This is a genomic window from Stenotrophomonas sp. YJH_SMC_119, from assembly GCF_059368315.1.
On sequence record NZ_JCAFRP010000012.1, the window covers coordinates 23,110 to 42,060 of the forward strand.

An 18,951-nucleotide genomic window follows, 5' to 3' on the forward strand; every position below is an offset into this window, starting at 1 on the left:
ACCTGCTGGAAGCGGAGATTCCTTTCCCCGCCATAAGTAAATCATTCAGCTGCTCGAGAGTTTCATCAGCACCAGGCCGGAAACGATCAGCACCGCTGCACCGATCCGCATCGGGCTGACCTGCTCGCCGAGGAACACGATGCCAACCACGAACGCACCGACCGCGCCGATGCCGGTCCAGATCGTATAGGCGGTGCCCAGCGGCAGGCTGCGCATGGCCACCGCCAGCAACCAGAAGCTGGCGATCATGCCGACGATCGTGACCACGGTGGGGGTGAGCTTGGTGAAGCCTTCGGACTGCTTCATGGACACGGCCCAGACGATTTCCAGCAGGCCGGCGAACAACAGATAGATCCAGGCCATGACGGCCCTCCTCTTGGTAGGGCCAGGCCGTCCTGGTCTTTGATTCCCGATGTGGGGGAGGCCGTTCCTCCTGGCCGGCATTCTAGCAACGGCGGGTGGCCCGGGCCGCCATGGGCGGGAACGGGTTACAGCGGATTCAGCGCGTGAAGCTGGCGTCGATGCACCTGCCTGCGCTAGACTACGCGTCTGCCATCGGCCAGCCGATGCGCAGTCCGGCTGTGGTCTCTGGCGCATCGCGCGCTGCTTCCCCTGGTCCGTGAACTGGCTGCCCTCCGGGCGGCCGACGTCTCTATGGTGGCCCCGTCGGCCCCTCGCGACGCTAGGTCGAAAACCCCGCCAGGGCCGGAAGGCAGCAACGGTATCGATCGACGCGGGCGCCGAGGTCAGCCGGCGGGGCCATCGCCTTTTCCGGCGACGCCCCGCCCCTGGCAGGTGCCAACCCTGGTTGGCGCCTTTCGCCGGACATGGCCCGGTCCTACCGTGCCTCGGGCGTGCCCTGGTGGAACAGCATGCGCCATCCATCCCCGTGCCGGCGCCACAGCGAGCTGCGCAGCACCCAGCCTTGCGGCTGGCCGTCGAGGTAATGGCGGCTGCGATAACGCACCTGGGCCAGACCGTCGGCCAGCAACCACACCGCGTACTGTTCCGATTCGATCAGCACCTGCGCGCGCTCCAACGGGATCTCCTGCAAGGCTGCATCACGGCCGTAGCATTGCCCGGAACTGCCGATCTCGCTGAAATCCTCGTCCAGCAATGCGTCAAGGCGCTCAGGATCGGCCCGCACCGCAGGCGCATGCAGCGCGCGCTCCAGCACCTCCAGCTCGGCGGCCAGCGCCGCGTCGGCGGGCTGGCCGGCACCGCTCACGGCGGATCCTGCGCCAGCACGTGCGGTGCAGTCGGGGTTGCCAGCGGCACGCACTGCCCCGGCTGCGCCACGCGGTGGCCGCGCGCGGCCAGCGCCACACCATCAGCCACGCTGGCGTAGTGGTAGAGCATCATCCGCGCCTGCAGTTCCGCGCTGTACTCGCGCTCCAGGTCGTCCACACCGGTATGCGACGGATTGCCGTGCAGGCCGCAGTCGTGGGCGATCAGTTCGTTGTCATTGGCGAAGCGGGCCAGCATCTCCGGAATCGGCCGGGTATCACCACTCCAGGTCAGCGCGCCCTGCAGGCGCAGGCCGTAGGCCGTCTCCGGCCAGTGGTGGCGTACCGGGAATACTTCCAGGCGCACGCCCTCGTGCCAGAACGCCTCGCCCACCACGATCAACTGGAACGCATCCCAGAAGTTGGCACCGCCCTCGGCCAGCACGTTCGGGTAGTCACCGATGCGCTTGTGCAGCAGCGGCACCACGGTGGCAGGCACATACAGGCGCACCTTGCCGCGGCGCTGCGTGCTGAAGAAGGTATCGACGAACAGCCGCTCGAAACCGGCCACGTGATCCAGGTGCACATGGGTGACGAACAGTGCCTGCGGCATGTGCCCATAGTGCGCCTTGAACGCGGTCAGGCCTTCGCCGCCGCAGTCGATCGTCAGCCATGGCCGCCCGTCCCGCTCGATCACCGACATCGGCGACCCCAGCTCGACCGCCGACGCGTTGCCGACGCCGAGGAAACGCAACGACCAGCCCATCAGGTGCCCCGGTTCCAGGCCATGTCATAGGCGCGCCTCAGCCGCGCGTAGTCCTTCTGCACGTCCTCCACGCTGCGCTCGCCGCGCAGCTTGATCAGCGAGCGCAGCAGGCGCTTGAGGTTGCGTTCGCGCCAGGCGGTGGCCGGAATGCGGATCACCCCACGGTCGAAGTCGATCAGCCAGCCATGGCCGTTGCCATCGAACAGGATGTTGTGCGCGTTGAGGTCGGCATGGTCCAGGCCGGCACGGTGGAAGCGGGCGATCAGCCGCCCGGTCTCTTCCCAGGGCGCGCCCCGTCCGGCGACCAGCGCACGGTCGGCCAGCGAGCGCACGCCCTCGATCCGCTCCATCAGGATTGCCGCCCGGTAGCGCAGGCCTTCGCGCATGTAGTACGCGGCGATCGGCCTGGGCACCGGCAGCTTCTTCTCGCGCAGGGCGCGCATCAGGCGGAATTCGGCAAAGCTCCGGGTCCGGTCCGAGCCACGCCAGAGGTACTGGTCATGGCTGATCTTCGCTGCCAGGCCGCCGCGCAGGTAGTGGCGCAGCACGCTGGCGCCGAACGGCGCATCGATGAACCAGGCGCTGCCGCGGCCGCCCTCGCCGACCGGCCGGGCCTTGCTGCCCCAGTGCTGGGGCGAGAACAGGCCAACCTCGGCTTGCCGCAGCCGCTCGCGGTCGAACAGAATGGCCCCGATGCCGCGACCCTCGCGGCATGGCGTCAGCGCTTCATTGGCGTCGAATGCGACCATTTCATTGAGTCTAACAACACATGGCATCAGCGTCCTCCTCCTTGTGCCTCCTGCGCCTGTCCGCACTCGGCGATGTCACCCACGTGGTGCCCCTGGTGCGCACCCTGCAGGCTGCGCGTCCGGACACGCCGATCCACTGGATCATCGACAAGGTCGGCCACAAACTGCTCGATGGCCTGCCCGGCGTCACCTTCCACGCCTACGACAAGAAGAGCGGCATGGCAGGGGTCAAGGAGCTGCGCAAACAGCTGCCACCGGGGCGTTTTGAAGCGCTGCTGCAGATGCAGGTGGCGTTCCGCGCCAACCTGCTGTCGGCGTTCATTCCCGCCGAGCGACGCATCGGCTACGACCGCAGCCGTTCCAAGGACCTGCACGGGCTCTTCATCAACGAGCGCATTCCCGACCGCCCCCGCGTCCATGTGCTGGATGCCATCGGCAGCTTCTGCGAGCCGCTGGGCCTGCGCCAGACCGAGGTCAGCTGGGACCTGGCCGTGCCCCAGTCCGCATATGACTGGGCCGCTGCGCAATGGCAGGACGATGGGCGCCCGGTGCTGATGATCTCGCCCTGTTCCAGCCACGTGCGCCGCAACTGGTATGCAGACCGCTATGCAGCCGTGGCCAACCACGCCGCGCAGCGTGGTTGGCAGGTGGTGCTGTGCGGTGGCCGCAGCGAACTGGAGCGCAGCATGGCCGATGCCATCCAGGCACAACTGCTCACGCCGGCGCTGGACCTGGTCGGGAAGGACACCTTGAAGCAGCTGCCTGCCCTGCTTGCCCGCGCCAACCTGGTGATGACTCCGGACTCGGGCCCGATGCACATCGCCAACGCGATGGGCGCCAAGGTGCTGGGCCTGCATGCGGCCAGCAACCCGAACCGCAGCGGACCGTACTCGGACCGCCGCTACTGCGTGGACCGCTACGACGACGCCGCACGCAAGTACCTGGCCAAGCAGGCTGCCGATCTGAAATGGGGCACCAAGATCGAGTTCGACGATGTGATGGAACTGATCACTGTCGAAGACGGCATTGCGGCTTTCGAGCGTTACGTGGCCGATCATCTGGGGTAATTGGCCGGCCGGGCGTTGGCCTGCGCCCAGCGGTTTCATCCACGCGTGGCGTGCACCTCCCCTTTTTGGCCGCAGGGATTACGCGCGCTGCGCGTAATCCTGGTAGGACTTCTCTTCCACGTACGCCGAGCCCAGCGCCAGGTTGATCGCCTTCTTGATGCGCGCACGCTCGTCGTTGCGCAGGTAGACGCTGCGCGCCAGGTCGACGAAGCCCTGGTCGAACGCCTGCGCCTTTTCCTTCAGGCGGATGTCGTCCTCGATGTCCCACAGCTGCTCGTTGACCGCCTTCAGCTCGGCACGCAGCTTGGCGATGTCCTTCACCGCCGCCGGGTGCGCCATCCAGGTCTGCTCCAGCGCCGACAGCTCCCTGCGCACGTTGGCCAGCTTGCCCTCGTCGCTGATGCGCTCGGACTTGATCTGCAGGATCGAGATCTTGTCCAGCAGCTCGCCGAAGGACACGGGGACAAGGATTTCAGCGCTCATGGGGGGAAGGCTCCAGCAGGTGATGCATACATGGTAACCCGCGCGGCGCAAACGCTGCGCCCCGGCGCCTGCAGGGTCAGCCGAGCGCGATGACTGGGGGAGATCCCCCCGCAGCTGCGTTAGCGGTCTGGAGAGGCGGCCTGTCGCCCTCCTCGCCCGGCCAGTCCAACGGCCGAGCGCGCGCGACCCGCCCTGCCCACGCCGCAACGTGTTGAAACCACGCCGCATCAGCGTGTTCATGCAGCGAAAAAGGGGCGGCAACCGCACTTCACTCCTTTCCGTGGAACTCCGCATGCATCGATATCCCGCCCTCCCCACCCGTCGCGCCACCGTCCTCGGCAGTGCCCTTGTTGCAGCACTTCTCGGCATCGCTGCCTCGCCGCAGGCCCATGCCAGTGCGTTCCACGTGAATGGAGACACGCTCTACTACACCGGCAACGTACTGGCGACCGATCCGCAGACGCTGGAGGCCTACATCCTGGCCGCGCAGGCCCGGGGTACGCCGCTGCGCCAGGTGGTGTTCCGCAACTCGCCGGGCGGGGCCGCCTCCGGTGGCGTGGGCATGGGTGCCATCATCCGCCAGCACGGGCTGGATACCGTACTGGACGGCGGCTGCTACTCGGCCTGCGCCGACGCCTTCGTTGCCGGCGTGAAGCGCAAGGTCACGCAGTTCGGCCTGCTGCCGACGCACGGCAACTACACGGAGACGGTGCTGGGCATCCATGGCGAATCCGGCCCGAACGGTCCTACCCTCTACCCGGGGCAGGACAAGTACATCAAGTATTACCGGGACATGTTCGGCCCGACCGACTTCGCGGTCATCGAAGCGCGCATCGTCCAGGCGCACTATGAACTGACCCAGCAGTCGGGCTTCCTGCGCTACTTCGACCCGAACGTGGCGGCCGTGGCCACGCGCTTCTGCCCGACCCGCGACCAGAGCGCGGCAGGCAACTGCACCGCGTATCCCGGTGTGACCTTCTACAGTGATCGCGTCGTCACCGAAGCCGGTTACGTCCAGACCGGCGACGTGCTTTCCGTCGACAAGGACGTGAGCGGAGACCTCAATCCGAACCTGGCCGTGCGCGGGCGCTACACCAATGCGCTGGCCAACCTGCGCTACTTCCAGCAATCGGCCCCGGACATCCGGCTGGACGACGCCTTCGGTGTGATCCGTATCGGCAAGGGCGGGGTCTGGTCGCTGGATACCGCTTCCGCCGCCCAGTATGTGGTCGCCGATGGCGGCACCCTGCGCCTGCAGCAGAATGGCTGGATCCACCACGCCGAAGCCATCGGCGCCCGCAATGGCGGGCGCATCGAACTGCAGCAGGGCGCACTGCGCAGCCTGACCGTGATCGAACGCGGCGGCGTGCTGACCGGGCACGGTTCATTGAATGCCACGATCGACATCAACGAGGGCGGAACGCTCGCGCCGTCCGGCATCGTCATGCGCCCCTACTCGCTGGAAGCACTCGCGCCGGGTGGCGACGACGTGTTCACCAGCGAGCGCTTCCGGATCGGCAAGGGTCGCTACATCAACCTCAATGACGGTGCGAACCTGGCCTTCCAGGTCGACAGCCAGCGCACTGCACCGGCACTGACGCTGGAAGAAGCCCGCTACTTCCTGGTCGATGAGGACCGGCAGGCGGGTGACTACAACCTGTTCGGCAACATCAACCGCGCCGTGCTGAGCATTGCCCCCACCGCCAGGCTGACGCTGGACGTCAAGCAGGCGTTCTTCCCGGCCGGGCAGCAGAACCACCTGGTGGGGACCCAGGTGGATGCCAGCGCCCTGCAGCTGCCCATCGCCCCCTGCAGCCCGTCGAACGGTGAGTACGCTGGCCTGTGGTGCCGCACCGCCACGCCCGATACCCTGACCCGCGCGGCGCCGGTGTCGGACTTCATCGAAGGGCGCTTCCAGTACGTCGAGCGCAGTGGCGAGGCCGGCAGCGCGGTGGACCTCACCGCTCCCGGCGCCGTATTCCGCCCTCGCCACAATTCACTGCTCAGCTTCACCGTCAACCAGACCGGCAGCGGCCTGTGGCTGACCGCCAATCCGTCCTTCGACGACACACGCCTGTTCGGCAACGCCGCATCCGGCGACGGTCTGGGCATCGCACTGCAACAGGCCGCTGCGCAGCGCACCTCCTCGATGAGCGGACTGCTGGGTGCCCTGCAGTTCGCTGACCGCGATGACATCGCGCGCCAGGCGGGAGCATTGCGCGGCGACGCGCATGCCAGCCTGCGCCTGGCCGATACCGCACTGGTCGGCAGCATCGGCAACGTCGTGCAGCAGCACCAGGCAGCATCACGCAGCGGTGGCGATGCGGACGGCCTGGCTGCACAGGCCGCACAGACGGCCTCGGCACAATCTGCGATGACCGGCAATCGCCTGTTCAACCAGCTGGCGATGCACCTGGTCGCACCGGCGGATGCGGGCAGTGAGGCGGGCGACGCCGGACGCAACCGCAGCTTCTGGGCGCGGGGCTTCGGCAGCCACGGCCGTATCGAGGGTGATGCCGGCGTCGCCGGCCTGAGCCACACCATCGGCGGCATCGCACTTGGTGCCGATACCCGCCTGGCAGACGACCGTGTGACACTGGGCGTGAGCCTTGCCGCGGCCGACATGTCGACCAGGTCCAGCGAAGGTGCAGGATTCAGCGGCGATGTCCGCGCGCTGGATATCGGCGGCTACGTGGACGCGCTCTATTCGCGCGGCTACCTGTCCGCCGCTGTCCGCTACACCGATCTTCGCCACGATACCCGTCGCAGCATCGAGGGGATCGAGGGCCTGCAGGCACCGCTGCGTGCGAAGTACAGCAACGACGCGATTTCCGCGCGCGTGGAGCATGCGTTCTCGTTCACCACCGGCAACGGCCTGGTGATACAGCCGCTGCTGCCGGTGATCGACTACATGCGCACCTCGGCCACGCACTTCAACGAAGGTCAGCACGCAGCCGCACTCATCGGCCGCAGTGGCAGCCTGGAAAGCATCCGCGTAGGCGCCGGCCTGCAGTTGTTCAAGACCTTCGACGGCAACAACGGCGAGCGCATCACCCCGCGGGCCCGCGTGGTCTGGCAGAAGGAGCTGGGCGATACCCAGGCCCGCTACAGCAACGGCTTCGCCGCCGCCCCGGACCTGCTGTTCAGTGCCAGCAGCCAGCCCGTCGGTGAGCAGGTCCTGACCTGGAACCTGGGCGTGACCAGCCGTGCCAGCAAGCGCCTGTCGGTGATGGTTGATTACGTGGGCGAGCGGCGCGATGGCCAGACCCAGAACGGCATACAGCTGGGGCTGGGCTACACGTTCTGAGCACACGCCATTCGCACAGGGCATGGATCCCCGCCCTGTGCGAATGGCCTTGCCTTCCACGCCGTGCGTGGATGCACCCAGCGGGCAACGAGCGGCGCAACGTGTCGGGCGACGCGCGAAACGCGCGTCGCGTTCCCGCGCCTGATGAAAGAAGAAAGGCTGCCTTTCGGCAGCCCTCTCCAGTCAAGGGGATGATCACCGAACTCATCCAAGCAATGACTTGCATCCGCCACACAGGGAATCGCCGGGTGGAACAAGCCCCTCTGTTGAGGGGCTGCCCCGATAGGGGCGGGGAGAGGCAGGCAAAGGGAGGGGCCCACGCGTTGCGACGCAACGTGTGGGGCGGCGCGCGAAACGCGCGTCGCGTCCCGCGCCAGATAAAAGAAAAGGGCTGCCTTTCGGCAGCCCTTTTCTTTTATCTGGCGGAGAGGGGGGGATTCGAACCCCCGAGGCGCTATAAACGCCTGCCTGATTTCGAGTCAGGTACATTCAACCACTCTGCCACCTCTCCGGGTGGTCCCCGGCGGACCGGGGACGCGCATCATACGAGGAAGTGAGGCCGACGACAAGTCATTCCGGCCAACGAACTGAAAATTTCCTGGGCACATGCCTTGCCGGATGCCTGCGGCCACCCGATGATGCCTGTCTCCCCGGCAATACCCCGCCCTGCCTACCATGATCGAATTCGGACACCTCACCCACCCCGGCATGCGCCGCGAGCTCAACGAGGACACCTACTACGGTGACAGCGAGCTGGCCCTGTGGCTGGTGGCCGACGGCATGGGCGGGCATGCCTGCGGCGAAGTGGCCAGTGCACTGGCACGCGAAACCATCGTGCGCGAGATCCGCCGCGGAGCACCGCTGGCACAGGCCATCCGCACTGCCGACGAAGAGATCATCCGCGCCTCGCGCCGGCGCAACGACACGTTGCCGATGGGCACCACCGTGGTCGCCGCGCGTGTGCAGGGCAACCGCTATGAAGTGGCCTGGGTCGGCGACAGCCGCGCCTACCTGTGGCGCGACGGCCAGCTGGCGCAGCTCAGCCAGGACCACAGCGTGGTGCAGGAACTGGTCGCGCAGGGCAACCTGACCGCCGAACAGGCACGCGCGCATCCGCATCGCAACGTGGTCACCCAGGCACTGGGCGTGACCGATCCAGCCCACCTGAACGTGGCCACCACCAGTGGTGAGCTGCGTCCGGGCATGCAGCTGCTGCTGTGCAGTGACGGTCTCACCGAGGAAGTGGATGACCGCGGCATCGCCCGCACCCTGGCATTCGAAGATGCCAGCGCGCAGGAATGCGTGGATACGCTGGTCGCCGCCGCACTCGATGGCGGTGGCCGTGACAACATCAGCGTGATCCTGGTGCGCTGCCATTAACCGGTACAGCCACGCCATGCGTGGAGGCGGTAGTGCCGGCCGCTGGCCGGCTCACCCGGGGAACCTCGTATCAGGACGATGCCGGCCAGCGGCCGGCACTACCTCGATGTATTACGCGCTGGCGGGCTCTTCCACCTTCGGGCCATCCCACAGTGCGTGGCCGGCCTTCTTGCGCAGCCGTTCCAGCCGCGCAGCGTGCGCTTCCAGTTCCGACGGCGTAGCCACTACGCGCGGACGCGGCAGCAGCTTGCTGGTATCGAAAGCCTGCAACGCCGCGCCGGCACCGCCGCCATCGTCATCGCCCAGGCCGAAGCCGATCTCTTCCTGGCCCGAGGTCAGTGCGATATAGACATCGCCGAGGATCTGCGCATCGAGCAGGCCGCCGTGCAGCGCACGGTGCGAGTTGTCCACGCCCAGCCGCTTGCACAGCGCATCCAGCGAGTTGCGCTGGCCCGGGAAGCGCTCACGCGCCATCGCCAGGGTATCGATGACCGTGCAGCGGTCGGCGATCTTTCCGTACTGCGGCCCCAGCAGCGACAACTCGTTGTCGAGGAAGCCAAGGTCGAACGCCGCGTTGTGGATGATCAGCTCGGCGCCATCGATGAACGCCAGGAACTCATCGGCGATCTGCGCGAATTCAGGCTTGTCATCGAGGAACTCCAGGGTCAGGCCGGTGACTTCCTGCGCGCCCTGTTCGAACTCGCAGTCCGGCTTGATGTACTGGTGGTAGTTGTTGCCGGTCGGGCGGCGCTTGAACAGCTCCACGCAGCCGATTTCGACGATGCGGTTGCCCTTCTTCCACTCCAGGCCGGTGGTTTCGGTATCGAGGATGATCTGACGCATGGGCTCAGTTTACCGGGCTGGCGTCGCGGATCTGGATCGCCGCGTTGCGGGCCAGGGTATCCACCCGCTCATTGTCCGGGTCGCCGGAGTGACCCTTCACCCAACGCCAGTCGATCTGGTGCCGCAGCGTGGCCGCGTGCAGGCGCTCCCACAGCTCGCGGTTCTTCACCGGATCACCGCCAGCGGTCTTCCAGTTCTTGCGGATCCAGCCGGGCATCCACTGGGTCAGGCCCTGCCGCACGTACTGCGAGTCGGTGTAGAGCACGATGTTGCACGGCTCGGTCAGCGTCTCCAGCCCGGAAATGGCCGCCATCAGCTCCATCCGGTTGTTGGTGGTGTGCGCTTCACCGCCACTGAGCTCGCGCTCGTGGCCCTTGTAGCGCAGCAACGCAGCCCAGCCGCCGGGGCCGGGATTGCCGAGGCAGGATCCGTCGGTGTGGATTTCGATGGTTTTCAATACAGCTCCAGAATCAGGTAGCAACGGTGCCGTGCCAGCGCACCGGCAGCGGTTTCGGCCCGGGCAGGGCCAGCGTGCGTTTCTCCGCATGGAACAGGCAGGCCGCGCGCAATGGCGCCCAGCCCCCCGGGCGACGGCTGCCGGCACCGCGCCAGAGCGGGCCGAGGTAGCGCATATCGTCGCACTCCAGGCCATGGCGGCCGAGCAGCAGGCGGATCCGCTGCGGCGTACGCACCACCAGCCCATGCTGCCGCCAGTGCGTGCGGTAGGGGCTGAACGGATTGAGGCTGCTCAGCCACAGATGGCCGCCCGGCATCAGTACGCGCTCGCACTCGTCGAGCAGCAGGTCGGCATCGCCGGTGGTGACATGCTGCAGCACGATCGCATTGACGCTCTCGTTGGCCAGGGGCAAGGGCAGCCCGCAGCGGGTATCGCCGTCATAGCCCGGTCCCGCCCCCTGCCGGTACAGGCGCAGGCCGCGCCCACCCAGCTGCGCATCCTCCAGCCAGGCCGCACTCGGCGCGATCCACAGCCAGGGCTGCGCGGGCAGCGCCGACAGCTGCGGAAGCAGCAACTGCCGTTCCAGAACGCGCAGCGCCGCCGCCGGCTCACTGTCGAACCACGGGGTCTGGCTCGCTTGACGGGTGCTCTGCAGCGCGGGCATGGTCCAATTCTATGCGACTGACTGCCCTGCCCGCATTTGCGGATAACTACATCTGGACGCTGATCGCCGACGATGGCACTGCCGTGGTCGTCGACCCCGGCGATGCCGCGCCAGTGCTCGCACTGGCCGATCAGGGCCTGCGCGTGGACACGATCCTGCTCACCCACCACCACGACGACCACATCGGTGGCGTGCCCGCACTGCAGGCTCGTTTTCCCGGTGTACGGGTCATCGCGCCGGTCGAAGAGCGCATCCCCACGGCCACCGAACGCGTCGGCGAAGGTGAACGCGTTCAGGCACTGGGCCGGACGTTCCACGTACTATCCGTGCCCGGGCATACCCGCAGCCACATCGCGTTTCACACTGCTGAACATCTTTTCAGCGGAGATTCGTTGTTCAGCCTGGGCTGTGGACGTCTGTTCGAAGGTACGCCGTCCCAGCTGCTGGCATCGATGCGCAAGCTGGGTACCTTGCCCGCGCAACTGCTGCTTTGTTGCGCCCACGAGTACACCGTGTCAAATGCCGTCTTCGCGCGGCATGTCGACCCCGCCAACGCTGCCCTGTGGCAGCGCCAAGAGGAGGCTTTGGCCATGCGCCGCGATGACCGTTCCACCCTGCCGGTAACCCTGGCCAACGAATTCGACTGCAATCCCTTCCTGCGTGTGCACGCGGCGCCGATCCGTGCGTCGGTCTCGGCACACCTGGGCCGTGACGTCGTTGACGACGTCGACGTGATGGCCGGTCTCCGGCACTGGAAAGACGGCTTCCGCGCATGATGCGCCGAAGTCTGCCGCTGGCCCTGGGCCTTGCCCTGGGGCTGGCCGGAACCGCGGGCGCACAGTCGCTGGGCGCCGGCATCAGCCAGAACCTGACCGCCGCTGCGGCCCTGCCGCTGGATCCGGCTGCGCTGCCCGCCGCTTCGGTGCGCAACGGCCAGGAGATCTTCACCAGCTTCCGCGACGGCCTGGCCGAACCCAGCTGCGACGCCGAGGCCACCAGCCCGCGCTGGCAGAAGCAGTTCGCCCACGCCCCCTCGCGCCTGGCCAACCAGGATGACGATGCGCTGGTGCTGTTCGGCTACGTGGTCGAAGAGCTGCGCAAGGCCGACCTGCCCACCGAGTTCGCGCTGATTCCCTTCGTGGAAAGCGGCTACCGGCCCAATGCCCGCAATGGCAGCGGCCCGACCGGCCTGTGGCAGTTCATCGCCACCACCGCGCGCAACCATCGCGTGCCGATGACCAACGGCTATGACGGCCGCCTGTCGGCGGTCGATTCGACCCAGGCCGCAGTGCGCTACCTGAAGACCCTGCACGGCATGTTCGGCGGCGACTGGCGCCTGGCCACGATGGCCTACAACGCCGGCGAGTACCGCGTGCTGCAGTCCATGCGCAAGGCTGGCATGAACGCGCAGAACGCCAAGCCTTCGGCGCTGCCCGGCCTGTCGCCGGTCACCCATGCCTACGTCGAGAAGCTGCATGCCCTGGCCTGCGTGCTGGAAGACGTGGAAGACCAGCCTGGCGTGATGGCCTCGCTGGACCGCACCGTGCCGGTGCTGAAGGACCACACCCTGCCTGCGGGCACCAGCGTGCAGCAGTGGGCCGCACAGCGCGCCCTGGACCCTGCCAGGATCGCCCGCCTCAACCCGGCCCTGGCCTCCGGTGGCCGCCCCTCGGGTACCACCCGCGTGCTGGCGCCGGTCTCGGCCGCAAATGCGACGGTAGCGGAGGCAGCGACCGCGCTGGTCGCCACCACCGCACCGGTGGCGGCCGCTGTACCGACGCCGCAGGTCACCAGAACCGTCGCCGCGATCGCCGACCGTCCGCGCAGCCGCCGCCACACCGTGCGTGATGGCGAGTCGGCCTGGACCATCGCCCGCCGCTACGGCATGCCGGTCAAGGCCCTGCTGTCGCTGAACGGCCTGAGCGGCAGCAGCGTGCTGAAGCCTGGCGCGGTGCTGCGCGTCGAGGATTGACGCACAGGCCAAGCGCCTCCCGTATAGAGCCGAGCCCATGCTCGGCTTTTTCATGCCTGCGCCCAGCGGATGCAGTCGAGCACGGCTCGACTTTACAAAAGGCGGTCGAGCAAGCTCGACCACTACCAGAGGCCAAGCGCGCCACAAACGACGCGAAGACAAAGAAAGGCCCGGCATTGCCGGGCCTTCTTCGATCCTGCCCGCCGCGAGGCTTACAGGTTCGCTTCGGTGGTCTGGATCACGAACTTCTTGCGCATCGCCTCGACATAGGCCTTGGCCGCAGCCATGCCATCGATCTGGCTCAGCTGGTCCTTCAGCTGCTTCTGCTGCTCGGCGGTCACTTCCTTCACGTCGCCCGGGTTCACCTTGTTCACCGCGAACAGCAACGCATGGCCGTTGACATCGACCTTGCCGTAGCTCGGCTTGCCATCGGCCGGCACCGGCGCGCTGAAGATCGCGCGGTTGATTTCCGGCGTCGGTACCGGCTGGCTGCGCGGCAGGCCCGGCATCGGGCTCAGCTGCAGCTTCTCGCTGGCCGCCAGCGACTGCAGGGTGGCGCCCGCCTTCAGCTTGGCCAGCACGGCATCGGCCGCCTTGTCGCTGGCCTGGCGCTGACGGTCGGCACGGATCGCAGCGATCACCTGCTCGCGCGCCTTGTCCAGCGGCATGGCCTGTTCCGGGGTGTGTGCGGCCACGCGGATGACCACACTGTGGTTGGTCGCGCCGCCCAGCGCGATCGGGTCGCTGGCGGTCCCGTCCTGCACGAGCACGTCGGAGAAGGCGGCACGCAGCACGCCCGGGTCAGCGGCGATGCCACTGGCGGTGGCACGGGTGATCGGGCCCAGCGTCTGCAGCGGCAGGTTCACTTCCTTGGCCGCGGCAGCCAGATCGCTCGGGCTCTTGTTGATGGCGTCGACCAGACGGCCGGCCAGTTCGTTGAAGCCGCGCTCGCCGTCGGCCTTCAGCTGCTCGGCAGCCAGCGTGTCACGCACTTCCTCGAAGGACTTGCCCTGGCCGCCACGGACCGCAGCAACCTTGATGATGTGATAGCCGAACTCGGTCTTGACCGGACCAATCACGTCACCGGCCTTGGCAGCGAACAGCGCATCTTCGAACGGCTTGACCATCGCGCCGCGTTCGACCCAACCCAGGTCACCACCCTGGCCCTTCGAACCCGGGTCTTCCGAGTTGGCCTTGGCCAGTGCAGCGAAGTCGGCGCCGGCGGCCTTGGCTTCGGCGGCAATCTTGTTCGCCTTGGCTTCGGCACCGTCGCCGGTGATCAGGATATGCGAGGCCTGGCGCTGCTCCGGCGTGGTGAACTTCGCCTTCTCGTCTTCATAGCGCTTGCGCAGGGTGGCTTCGTCGGCGGCGGTCGGTGCCGGCAGGTTCGCACCATTGATCTCGACGTACTCGAGCGAAACGCTCTCGGCCTGGCGGAAGTCCTTGCCATGGCTGTCGTACCACTGCTTGATCTGCGCGTCGGTCACCGGCGCGGTATCGGCCGGCACTTCCGGCAGCGCGGCCAGTTCGACATCGCGGGTCTCGCCCAGCAGCTTCAGCAGGCGCTCGGTCTCGGACTGGGTAACGAAGCCCGAGTTCTGCAGGCCCGACGGGATCACCGACTGCTGCAGGCTCTCACGCACCAGTTCCTGGAACTGGGTCGGCGTGCGCGGCGGATTGCCACCGGCAAGCGCCAGCCGGTAGTTGTTCTCGTTGAACTTGCCGTTCGAATCGAGGAAGGCCGGGATGGTGGCGATGTACTCGCGCACCGCGCCATCGCCGATCACGACACCGGCCTGCTCGCCGACCAGGCGCACGACCTGTTCGTCGATCAGCTGATCGAGCACGGCCAGCTTGTTTTCGGTGCTTTCAAACGCGCGCGGGTCGAAATTCTCGCCCTGCTGCTGGCGCTCACGCATGCGCTCCTGCTCGAAGCGGGTGCGGAAATCCTGCGCGCTGATCTCATGGTGCTGCCACAGCATGCGCACCGGCCACCACGACGGTGCCGAACGCCACCAGGTCGGCGGCGCGGAAACCTTGGCCACGTTCTGTGCGCCAACGCCACCGAGGTAGCTGTTGTCGATCACGAACAGGAACGGAATCATCAGCAGCCCCAGGATCACGGTGACGATCCAGCCTGAGGTCTTGTCGCGGAGTTTCTGCAGCATGGTGAGGAATCACAAGGCCTGATTGGCGAGCCCGGCAGTGTAACCCGCTTCGTCGCAGGGACCAAAAGCAGCACCGGCGTGGCCTGCGCACCGCTTCCGACGGCACAAAGAAAAAGCCCCCGGCTTGCGCCGAGGGCTTTTAGAGTTGGCGGAGCGGACGGGACTCGAACCCGCGACCTCCGGCGTGACAGGCCAGCATTCTAACCAGCTGAACTACCGCTCCGCGCTGAAACTTTGCAGGCGCCCAGTATATCCGAAGACTCCCTGGAAACCCAGCCCGGTGAACACTTTTTTCAAAGTTTTTTCACAGGGACTTAAGAATTCTGCAATGGCGGAGCGGACGGGACTCGAACCCGCGACCTCCGGCGTGACAGGCCAGCATTCTAACCAGCTGAACTACCGCTCCGTTCTTGCAAAACCTTTCGCCTTCTTCCCGAACCTTCCGGGGAGAAGACAAGGCCCCCGGCTTCAGGCCGGGGGCCTCGATGTAGTGGCGGAGCGGACGGGACTCGAACCCGCGACCTCCGGCGTGACAGGCCAGCATTCTAACCAGCTGAACTACCGCTCCGCATTGTTGCTTTTTTGCTTTCCAGCCGGCCTGGACCGGGAAGAAAACAAAGCCTCCAGCTTTTGGCCGGAGGCCTCGTTGAATGGCGGAGCGGACGGGACTCGAACCCGCGACCTCCGGCGTGACAGGCCAGCATTCTAACCAGCTGAACTACCGCTCCACACTCAAACTTTTACCGCGGTGCTGTGGTGGGTGCTGAGGGTTTCGAACCCCCGACCCTCTCCGTGTAAAGGAGACGCTCTACCGCTGAGCTAAGCACCCCAGCGAGCCGCTTAGTTTACAGCATCCTTCAGGGCCTTGCCAGCCTTGAACGACGGATTCTTCGAAGCAGCGATCTTGATGGTGTCGCCGGTCTTCGGGTTGCGGCCGGTGCGTGCAGCACGGTCGCGGACCTGGAAGGTACCGAAGCCAACCAGGGTGACCGCATCGCCGTCCTTCAGCGCCTTGGTGATGGCAGCAACGACGGCATCGACAGCGCGGCTGGACTCGGCCTTGGTCAGGTCGGCAGCTTCAGCAACGGCATCGATCAATTCGGTCTTGTTCATTCTCTACAACTCCTTTGGCGGTGGGTTCCGCTTATTCGACAGGGAAGCAACCGCATGCCTTCTGCATGCGGCCACCATGTGGAAACGGTTCGCCGATTCAGTCATCGCTGACAGCGATCACTCATTCGCGAGTGCTGCTTTTATACCAGTGGCCCTACCCCCACGCAAGCTGGAAAGCCAGCAATGACGCGGGTTTCGGGCCATTGGACAGCGCGCGTCAATGCTTGACGCGCGCGCTTCCACTCGGTTTGGCCTTGCTGCGCACCGTGACACGCTGCGCACTCTTGCGCGCCTTCTTCGGTGCCAACGGACGCTCCAGCGCCAGGTCCAGGACCTCTTCGATGTACTTCACCGGGACGATCTTCAGATCGCGGGTGACGTTGGCCGGAATGTCGGCCAGGTCCTTGCGGTTCTCTTCCGGGATGATGACCGTGCGGATGCCGCCACGCAGTGCCGCCAGCAACTTTTCCTTCAGGCCACCGATGGCGGTGACGCGACCACGCAGGGTGATCTCGCCGGTCATCGCCACATCGGCACGCACCGGCACCTTGGTCAGCATCGACACCAGCGAGGTGACCATTGCCGCACCGGCGCTCGGGCCGTCCTTCGGGGTGGCGCCATCGGGCACGTGCAGGTGCACGTCGTGCTTCTGCAGGAAGTCGCTGTCGATGCCGAAGCCGACCGCGCGCGAACGCACCACCGACAGCGCCGCTGAAGCCGATTCCTTCATCACGTTGCCGAGCTGGCCGGTCAGGATCAGCTGGCCCTTGCCCGGCACCAGCGTCGATTCGATCTGCAGCAGATCGCCGCCGACCTCGGTCCAGGCCAGGCCGGTGACCAGGCCGATCTCGTTCTCTTCCTCGGCACGGCCGAAGTCGAAGCGACGCACGCCCAGGTACTTGTCCAGGTTCTTGCTGGACACGCTCACCAGCGCCTTCTTCTTCGCGCCCTTCTTCGCCTTCACCGGCTGCGGGCCGGCCAGCGCGATCTCCTTCACCACCTTGCGGCAGATCTTGGCGATCTCGCGTTCCAGGTTGCGCACGCCCGATTCGCGCGTGTAGTAGCGCACGATGTCCTGGATGGCATCGCTGCCGATCTCCAGCTCTTCCGGCTGCAGGCCGTTGGCCTTGACCTGCTTGGGCACCAGGTAGCGGGTGGCGATGTTGAGCTTCTCATCCTCGGTGTAGCCGGGGATGCGGATCACTTCCATGCGGTCCAGCAGCGGGCCGGGAATGTTGAGCGAGTTCGAGGTGGCCACGAACATCACTTCGGACAGGTCCAGGTCCACTTCCAGGTAGTGGTCGTTGAACGCGTTGTTCTGCTCCGGATCGAGCACTTCCAGCAGCGCCGAAGACGGATCGCCACGGAAGTCCATCGACATCTTGTCGATCTCGTCGAGCACGAACAGCGGGTTCTTGCTGCCGACCTTGTTGAGGTTCTGCACGATGCGGCCCGGCATCGAACCGACGTAGGTACGGCGGTGGCCACGGATCTCGGCCTCGTCGCGCACGCCGCCCAGCGACATGCGCACGAACTTGCGGTTGGTGGCCTTGGCGATGGACTGGCCCAGCGAAGTCTTGCCCACGCCCGGCGGCCCGACCAGGCACAGGATCGGGCCCTTCATCTGCTTCACGCGCGACTGCACCGCCAGGTATTCAAGGATGCGCTCCTTGACCTTCTCCAGGCCGTAGTGGTCGGCGTCGAGGGTGTCCTGCGCGGCCTTCAGGTCCTTGCGCACCTTGCTGCGCTTCTTCCACGGCACGCCCAGCAGCCACTCCAGGTAGTTGCGCACCACCGCGGCTTCGGCCGACATCGGCGACATCTGCTTGAGCTTGTTCAGTTCGTTGCGCGCCTTGGCTTCAACGGCCTTCGGCATGCCGGCTTCGGCGATCTTGCGGGCCAGTTCTTCCAGCTCGCCTGGTGCGTCGTCCAGGTCACCCAGTTCCTTCTGGATGGCCTTCATCTGTTCGTTGAGGTAGTACTCGCGCTGGCTCTTCTCCATCTGCGACTTCACGCGGCCGCGGATGCGCTTCTCCATCTGCTGCACGTCGATCTCGCCGTCGACCAGGCCGACCAGCATTTCCAGGCGGTCGCCCACGGCCAGCGTTTCCAGCAGGCGCTGCTTGTCGGCCAGGCGCACGCTGATGTGCGCGGCGATGGTGTCGGCCAGGCGCGCCGGCTCATCAATGCCCGACAACGTCTGCAACAGCTCCGGCGGCAGCTTGCGGTTGGTCTTGACGTACTGCTCGAACAGCGACATCAGCGAGCGGGCGATGGCCTCGACCTCGCGCGCTTCGCGCTCGTCAGTGGCCTCGATCTCCACCGCCTGGCCGTGCAGCGAGCCGTTGCGCTCGTCGACGTGGGTGACCTGTACGCGCGACAGTCCTTCGACAAGCACCTTGATGGTGCCGTCGGGCAGCTTCAGCAGCTGTAGCACCTGCGCCAGCGTACCGACCTGGTAGAGGTCGGCCGCATGCGGGTCATCGGTTTCGGCCGACTTCTGCGCCAGCAGCAGGATGCGCTTGTCCGCCTCCATTGCCTGTTCGAGCGCGTGCATGGACTTGTCACGGCCGACGAACAGCGGGATGACCATGTGCGGGAACACCACTACGTCGCGCAGCGGCAGGACCGGCAGGTCGAGGGTTTCACTTGGGGAACGGGCCATGGGGGCTCCAGGGAAGGGGGAAAACCGCCTCCGGGAGGGCATCTTCCGGAGACAAAAAAAGCCGATGGCCCCGTTATGGGGCCATCGGCTT

At 66.4% G+C, this 18,951-nt stretch carries 16 protein-coding genes, 6 tRNA genes and 1 other RNA gene; 6 read left to right on the forward strand and 17 right to left on the reverse strand.

Going from position 1 to position 18,951, the window contains the following annotated elements; all coding sequences use genetic code 11:
* Positions 1-45: 45 nt before the first annotated feature.
* Positions 46-363 (reverse strand): DMT family transporter, encoded by a 318-nt coding sequence (locus tag AC5P6S_RS16330; protein ID WP_005408286.1) that lies wholly within the window; start codon positions 361-363, stop codon positions 46-48.
* Between the two features lie 300 nt (positions 364-663).
* On the opposite strand from AC5P6S_RS16330, the gene ffs reads away from it, so the two are divergent.
* An RNA gene (gene ffs, locus AC5P6S_RS16335) (signal recognition particle sRNA small type) lies at positions 664-760 on the forward strand.
* Positions 761-838: 78 nt separating this feature from the next.
* Here the strand turns inward: ffs and AC5P6S_RS16340 are convergent.
* The 3 genes from AC5P6S_RS16340 to AC5P6S_RS16350 are packed head-to-tail and all read right to left on the reverse strand — an operon-like array spanning position 839 to position 2,741.
* Complete coding sequence (locus AC5P6S_RS16340) at positions 839-1,228, reverse strand: nuclear transport factor 2 family protein (RefSeq protein WP_005408285.1); 390 nt, start codon at positions 1,226-1,228, stop codon at positions 839-841.
* Complete coding sequence (locus AC5P6S_RS16345) at positions 1,225-1,992, reverse strand: MBL fold metallo-hydrolase (RefSeq protein WP_005408284.1); 768 nt, start codon at positions 1,990-1,992, stop codon at positions 1,225-1,227. The genes AC5P6S_RS16340 and AC5P6S_RS16345 overlap by 4 nt, the downstream gene beginning before the upstream one ends.
* A complete protein-coding gene (locus AC5P6S_RS16350) occupies positions 1,992-2,741 on the reverse strand; it encodes a 3-deoxy-D-manno-octulosonic acid kinase (RefSeq protein WP_012479275.1) in 750 nt (249 codons plus the stop codon). Before AC5P6S_RS16350 ends, AC5P6S_RS16345 begins: the two co-directional genes overlap by 1 nt.
* A 20-nt stretch (positions 2,742-2,761) precedes the next feature.
* Here AC5P6S_RS16350 and AC5P6S_RS16355 point away from each other — a divergent pair, with 20 nt between their 5' ends.
* On the forward strand, positions 2,762-3,808 hold the full coding sequence (locus AC5P6S_RS16355; RefSeq protein WP_495204674.1) for a glycosyltransferase family 9 protein: 1,047 nt from the start codon (positions 2,762-2,764) through the stop codon (positions 3,806-3,808).
* Positions 3,809-3,886: 78 nt separating this feature from the next.
* On the opposite strand, the gene AC5P6S_RS16360 is transcribed toward AC5P6S_RS16355, so the two are convergent.
* Complete coding sequence (locus AC5P6S_RS16360) at positions 3,887-4,291, reverse strand: DUF6165 family protein (protein ID WP_005408281.1); 405 nt, start codon at positions 4,289-4,291, stop codon at positions 3,887-3,889.
* Between the two features lie 292 nt (positions 4,292-4,583).
* Between AC5P6S_RS16360 and AC5P6S_RS16365 the strand changes: the two genes are divergently transcribed.
* On the forward strand, positions 4,584-7,598 hold the full coding sequence (locus AC5P6S_RS16365) for an autotransporter outer membrane beta-barrel domain-containing protein (RefSeq protein ID WP_495204675.1): 3,015 nt from the start codon (positions 4,584-4,586) through the stop codon (positions 7,596-7,598).
* A 420-nt stretch (positions 7,599-8,018) separates the two neighbouring features.
* On the opposite strand, the gene AC5P6S_RS16370 is transcribed toward AC5P6S_RS16365, so the two are convergent.
* Positions 8,019-8,109 (reverse strand) — tRNA-Ser (locus AC5P6S_RS16370).
* 164 nt (positions 8,110-8,273) lie between these two features.
* On the opposite strand from AC5P6S_RS16370, the gene AC5P6S_RS16375 reads away from it, so the two are divergent.
* Positions 8,274-8,978 (forward strand): PP2C family protein-serine/threonine phosphatase, encoded by a 705-nt coding sequence (locus AC5P6S_RS16375; protein WP_005408277.1) that lies wholly within the window; start codon positions 8,274-8,276, stop codon positions 8,976-8,978.
* A gap of 111 nt (positions 8,979-9,089) precedes the next feature.
* Here the strand turns inward: AC5P6S_RS16375 and dnaQ are convergent, their stop codons facing one another.
* Genes dnaQ through AC5P6S_RS16390 form a run of 3 tightly spaced genes read right to left on the reverse strand, consistent with a single transcriptional unit; the run spans position 9,090 to position 10,942 of the window.
* On the reverse strand, positions 9,090-9,821 hold the full coding sequence (gene dnaQ, locus AC5P6S_RS16380; RefSeq protein ID WP_005408276.1) for a DNA polymerase III subunit epsilon: 732 nt from the start codon (positions 9,819-9,821) through the stop codon (positions 9,090-9,092).
* Between the two features lie 4 nt (positions 9,822-9,825).
* The gene (gene rnhA, locus AC5P6S_RS16385) at positions 9,826-10,278 is read right to left on the reverse strand and encodes a ribonuclease HI (RefSeq protein WP_005408275.1); all 453 of its coding nucleotides are present in this window, start codon (positions 10,276-10,278) and stop codon (positions 9,826-9,828) included.
* Between the two features lie 13 nt (positions 10,279-10,291).
* Positions 10,292-10,942, reverse strand: a complete 651-nt coding sequence (locus tag AC5P6S_RS16390; RefSeq protein ID WP_005408274.1) for a class I SAM-dependent methyltransferase — start codon at positions 10,940-10,942, stop codon at positions 10,292-10,294.
* Between the two features lie 11 nt (positions 10,943-10,953).
* Between AC5P6S_RS16390 and gloB the strand changes: the two genes are divergently transcribed.
* On the forward strand, positions 10,954-11,718 hold the full coding sequence (gene gloB, locus AC5P6S_RS16395) for a hydroxyacylglutathione hydrolase (protein WP_005412427.1): 765 nt from the start codon (positions 10,954-10,956) through the stop codon (positions 11,716-11,718).
* Entirely contained in the window at positions 11,715-12,914 is a 1,200-nt protein-coding gene (locus AC5P6S_RS16400; RefSeq protein ID WP_044569572.1) for a lytic transglycosylase domain-containing protein, read from the forward strand. Before gloB ends, AC5P6S_RS16400 begins: the two co-directional genes overlap by 4 nt.
* A gap of 212 nt (positions 12,915-13,126) precedes the next feature.
* On the opposite strand, the gene AC5P6S_RS16405 is transcribed toward AC5P6S_RS16400, so the two are convergent.
* The 8 genes from AC5P6S_RS16405 to lon form a co-directional block, all read right to left on the reverse strand.
* Complete coding sequence (locus AC5P6S_RS16405) at positions 13,127-15,082, reverse strand: peptidyl-prolyl cis-trans isomerase (RefSeq protein WP_005408271.1); 1,956 nt, start codon at positions 15,080-15,082, stop codon at positions 13,127-13,129.
* A 146-nt stretch (positions 15,083-15,228) separates the two neighbouring features.
* Positions 15,229-15,305, reverse strand: a tRNA-Asp gene (locus AC5P6S_RS16410).
* Positions 15,306-15,411: 106 nt separating this feature from the next.
* Positions 15,412-15,488 (reverse strand) — tRNA-Asp (locus AC5P6S_RS16415).
* 85 nt (positions 15,489-15,573) lie between these two features.
* A tRNA-Asp gene (locus AC5P6S_RS16420) sits at positions 15,574-15,650 on the reverse strand.
* Between the two features lie 83 nt (positions 15,651-15,733).
* Positions 15,734-15,810, reverse strand: a tRNA-Asp gene (locus tag AC5P6S_RS16425).
* A 26-nt stretch (positions 15,811-15,836) separates the two neighbouring features.
* Positions 15,837-15,911 (reverse strand) — tRNA-Val (locus AC5P6S_RS16430).
* Positions 15,912-15,922: 11 nt separating this feature from the next.
* Positions 15,923-16,195 carry an HU family DNA-binding protein gene (locus tag AC5P6S_RS16435; RefSeq protein ID WP_005408270.1) on the reverse strand — a complete coding sequence of 91 codons (273 nt, stop codon included), beginning with the start codon at positions 16,193-16,195 and terminating at the stop codon, positions 15,923-15,925.
* Positions 16,196-16,412: 217 nt separating this feature from the next.
* Positions 16,413-18,860, reverse strand: a complete 2,448-nt coding sequence (lon, locus tag AC5P6S_RS16440) for an endopeptidase La (protein WP_012479268.1) — start codon at positions 18,858-18,860, stop codon at positions 16,413-16,415.
* Positions 18,861-18,951: the final 91 nt, after the last annotated feature.

Coding starts and splice junctions, on each gene's coding strand:
- AC5P6S_RS16365 (WP_495204675.1), top strand. CDS start 4,584: ATGCATCGATATCCCGCCCTCCCCACCCGTCGCGCCACCGTCCTCGGC.
- AC5P6S_RS16330 (WP_005408286.1), bottom strand. CDS start 363: ATGGCCTGGATCTATCTGTTGTTCGCCGGCCTGCTGGAAATCGTCTGG.
- AC5P6S_RS16405 (WP_005408271.1), bottom strand. CDS start 15,082: ATGCTGCAGAAACTCCGCGACAAGACCTCAGGCTGGATCGTCACCGTG.
- AC5P6S_RS16355 (WP_495204674.1), top strand. CDS start 2,762: ATGGCATCAGCGTCCTCCTCCTTGTGCCTCCTGCGCCTGTCCGCACTC.
- dnaQ (WP_005408276.1), bottom strand. CDS start 9,821: ATGCGTCAGATCATCCTCGATACCGAAACCACCGGCCTGGAGTGGAAG.
- gloB (WP_005412427.1), top strand. CDS start 10,954: ATGCGACTGACTGCCCTGCCCGCATTTGCGGATAACTACATCTGGACG.
- AC5P6S_RS16435 (WP_005408270.1), bottom strand. CDS start 16,195: ATGAACAAGACCGAATTGATCGATGCCGTTGCTGAAGCTGCCGACCTG.
- AC5P6S_RS16400 (WP_044569572.1), top strand. CDS start 11,715: ATGATGCGCCGAAGTCTGCCGCTGGCCCTGGGCCTTGCCCTGGGGCTG.
- AC5P6S_RS16350 (WP_012479275.1), bottom strand. CDS start 2,741: ATGGTCGCATTCGACGCCAATGAAGCGCTGACGCCATGCCGCGAGGGT.
- AC5P6S_RS16375 (WP_005408277.1), top strand. CDS start 8,274: ATGATCGAATTCGGACACCTCACCCACCCCGGCATGCGCCGCGAGCTC.
- AC5P6S_RS16360 (WP_005408281.1), bottom strand. CDS start 4,291: ATGAGCGCTGAAATCCTTGTCCCCGTGTCCTTCGGCGAGCTGCTGGAC.
- AC5P6S_RS16390 (WP_005408274.1), bottom strand. CDS start 10,942: ATGCCCGCGCTGCAGAGCACCCGTCAAGCGAGCCAGACCCCGTGGTTC.
- AC5P6S_RS16345 (WP_005408284.1), bottom strand. CDS start 1,992: ATGGGCTGGTCGTTGCGTTTCCTCGGCGTCGGCAACGCGTCGGCGGTC.
- lon (WP_012479268.1), bottom strand. CDS start 18,860: ATGGCCCGTTCCCCAAGTGAAACCCTCGACCTGCCGGTCCTGCCGCTG.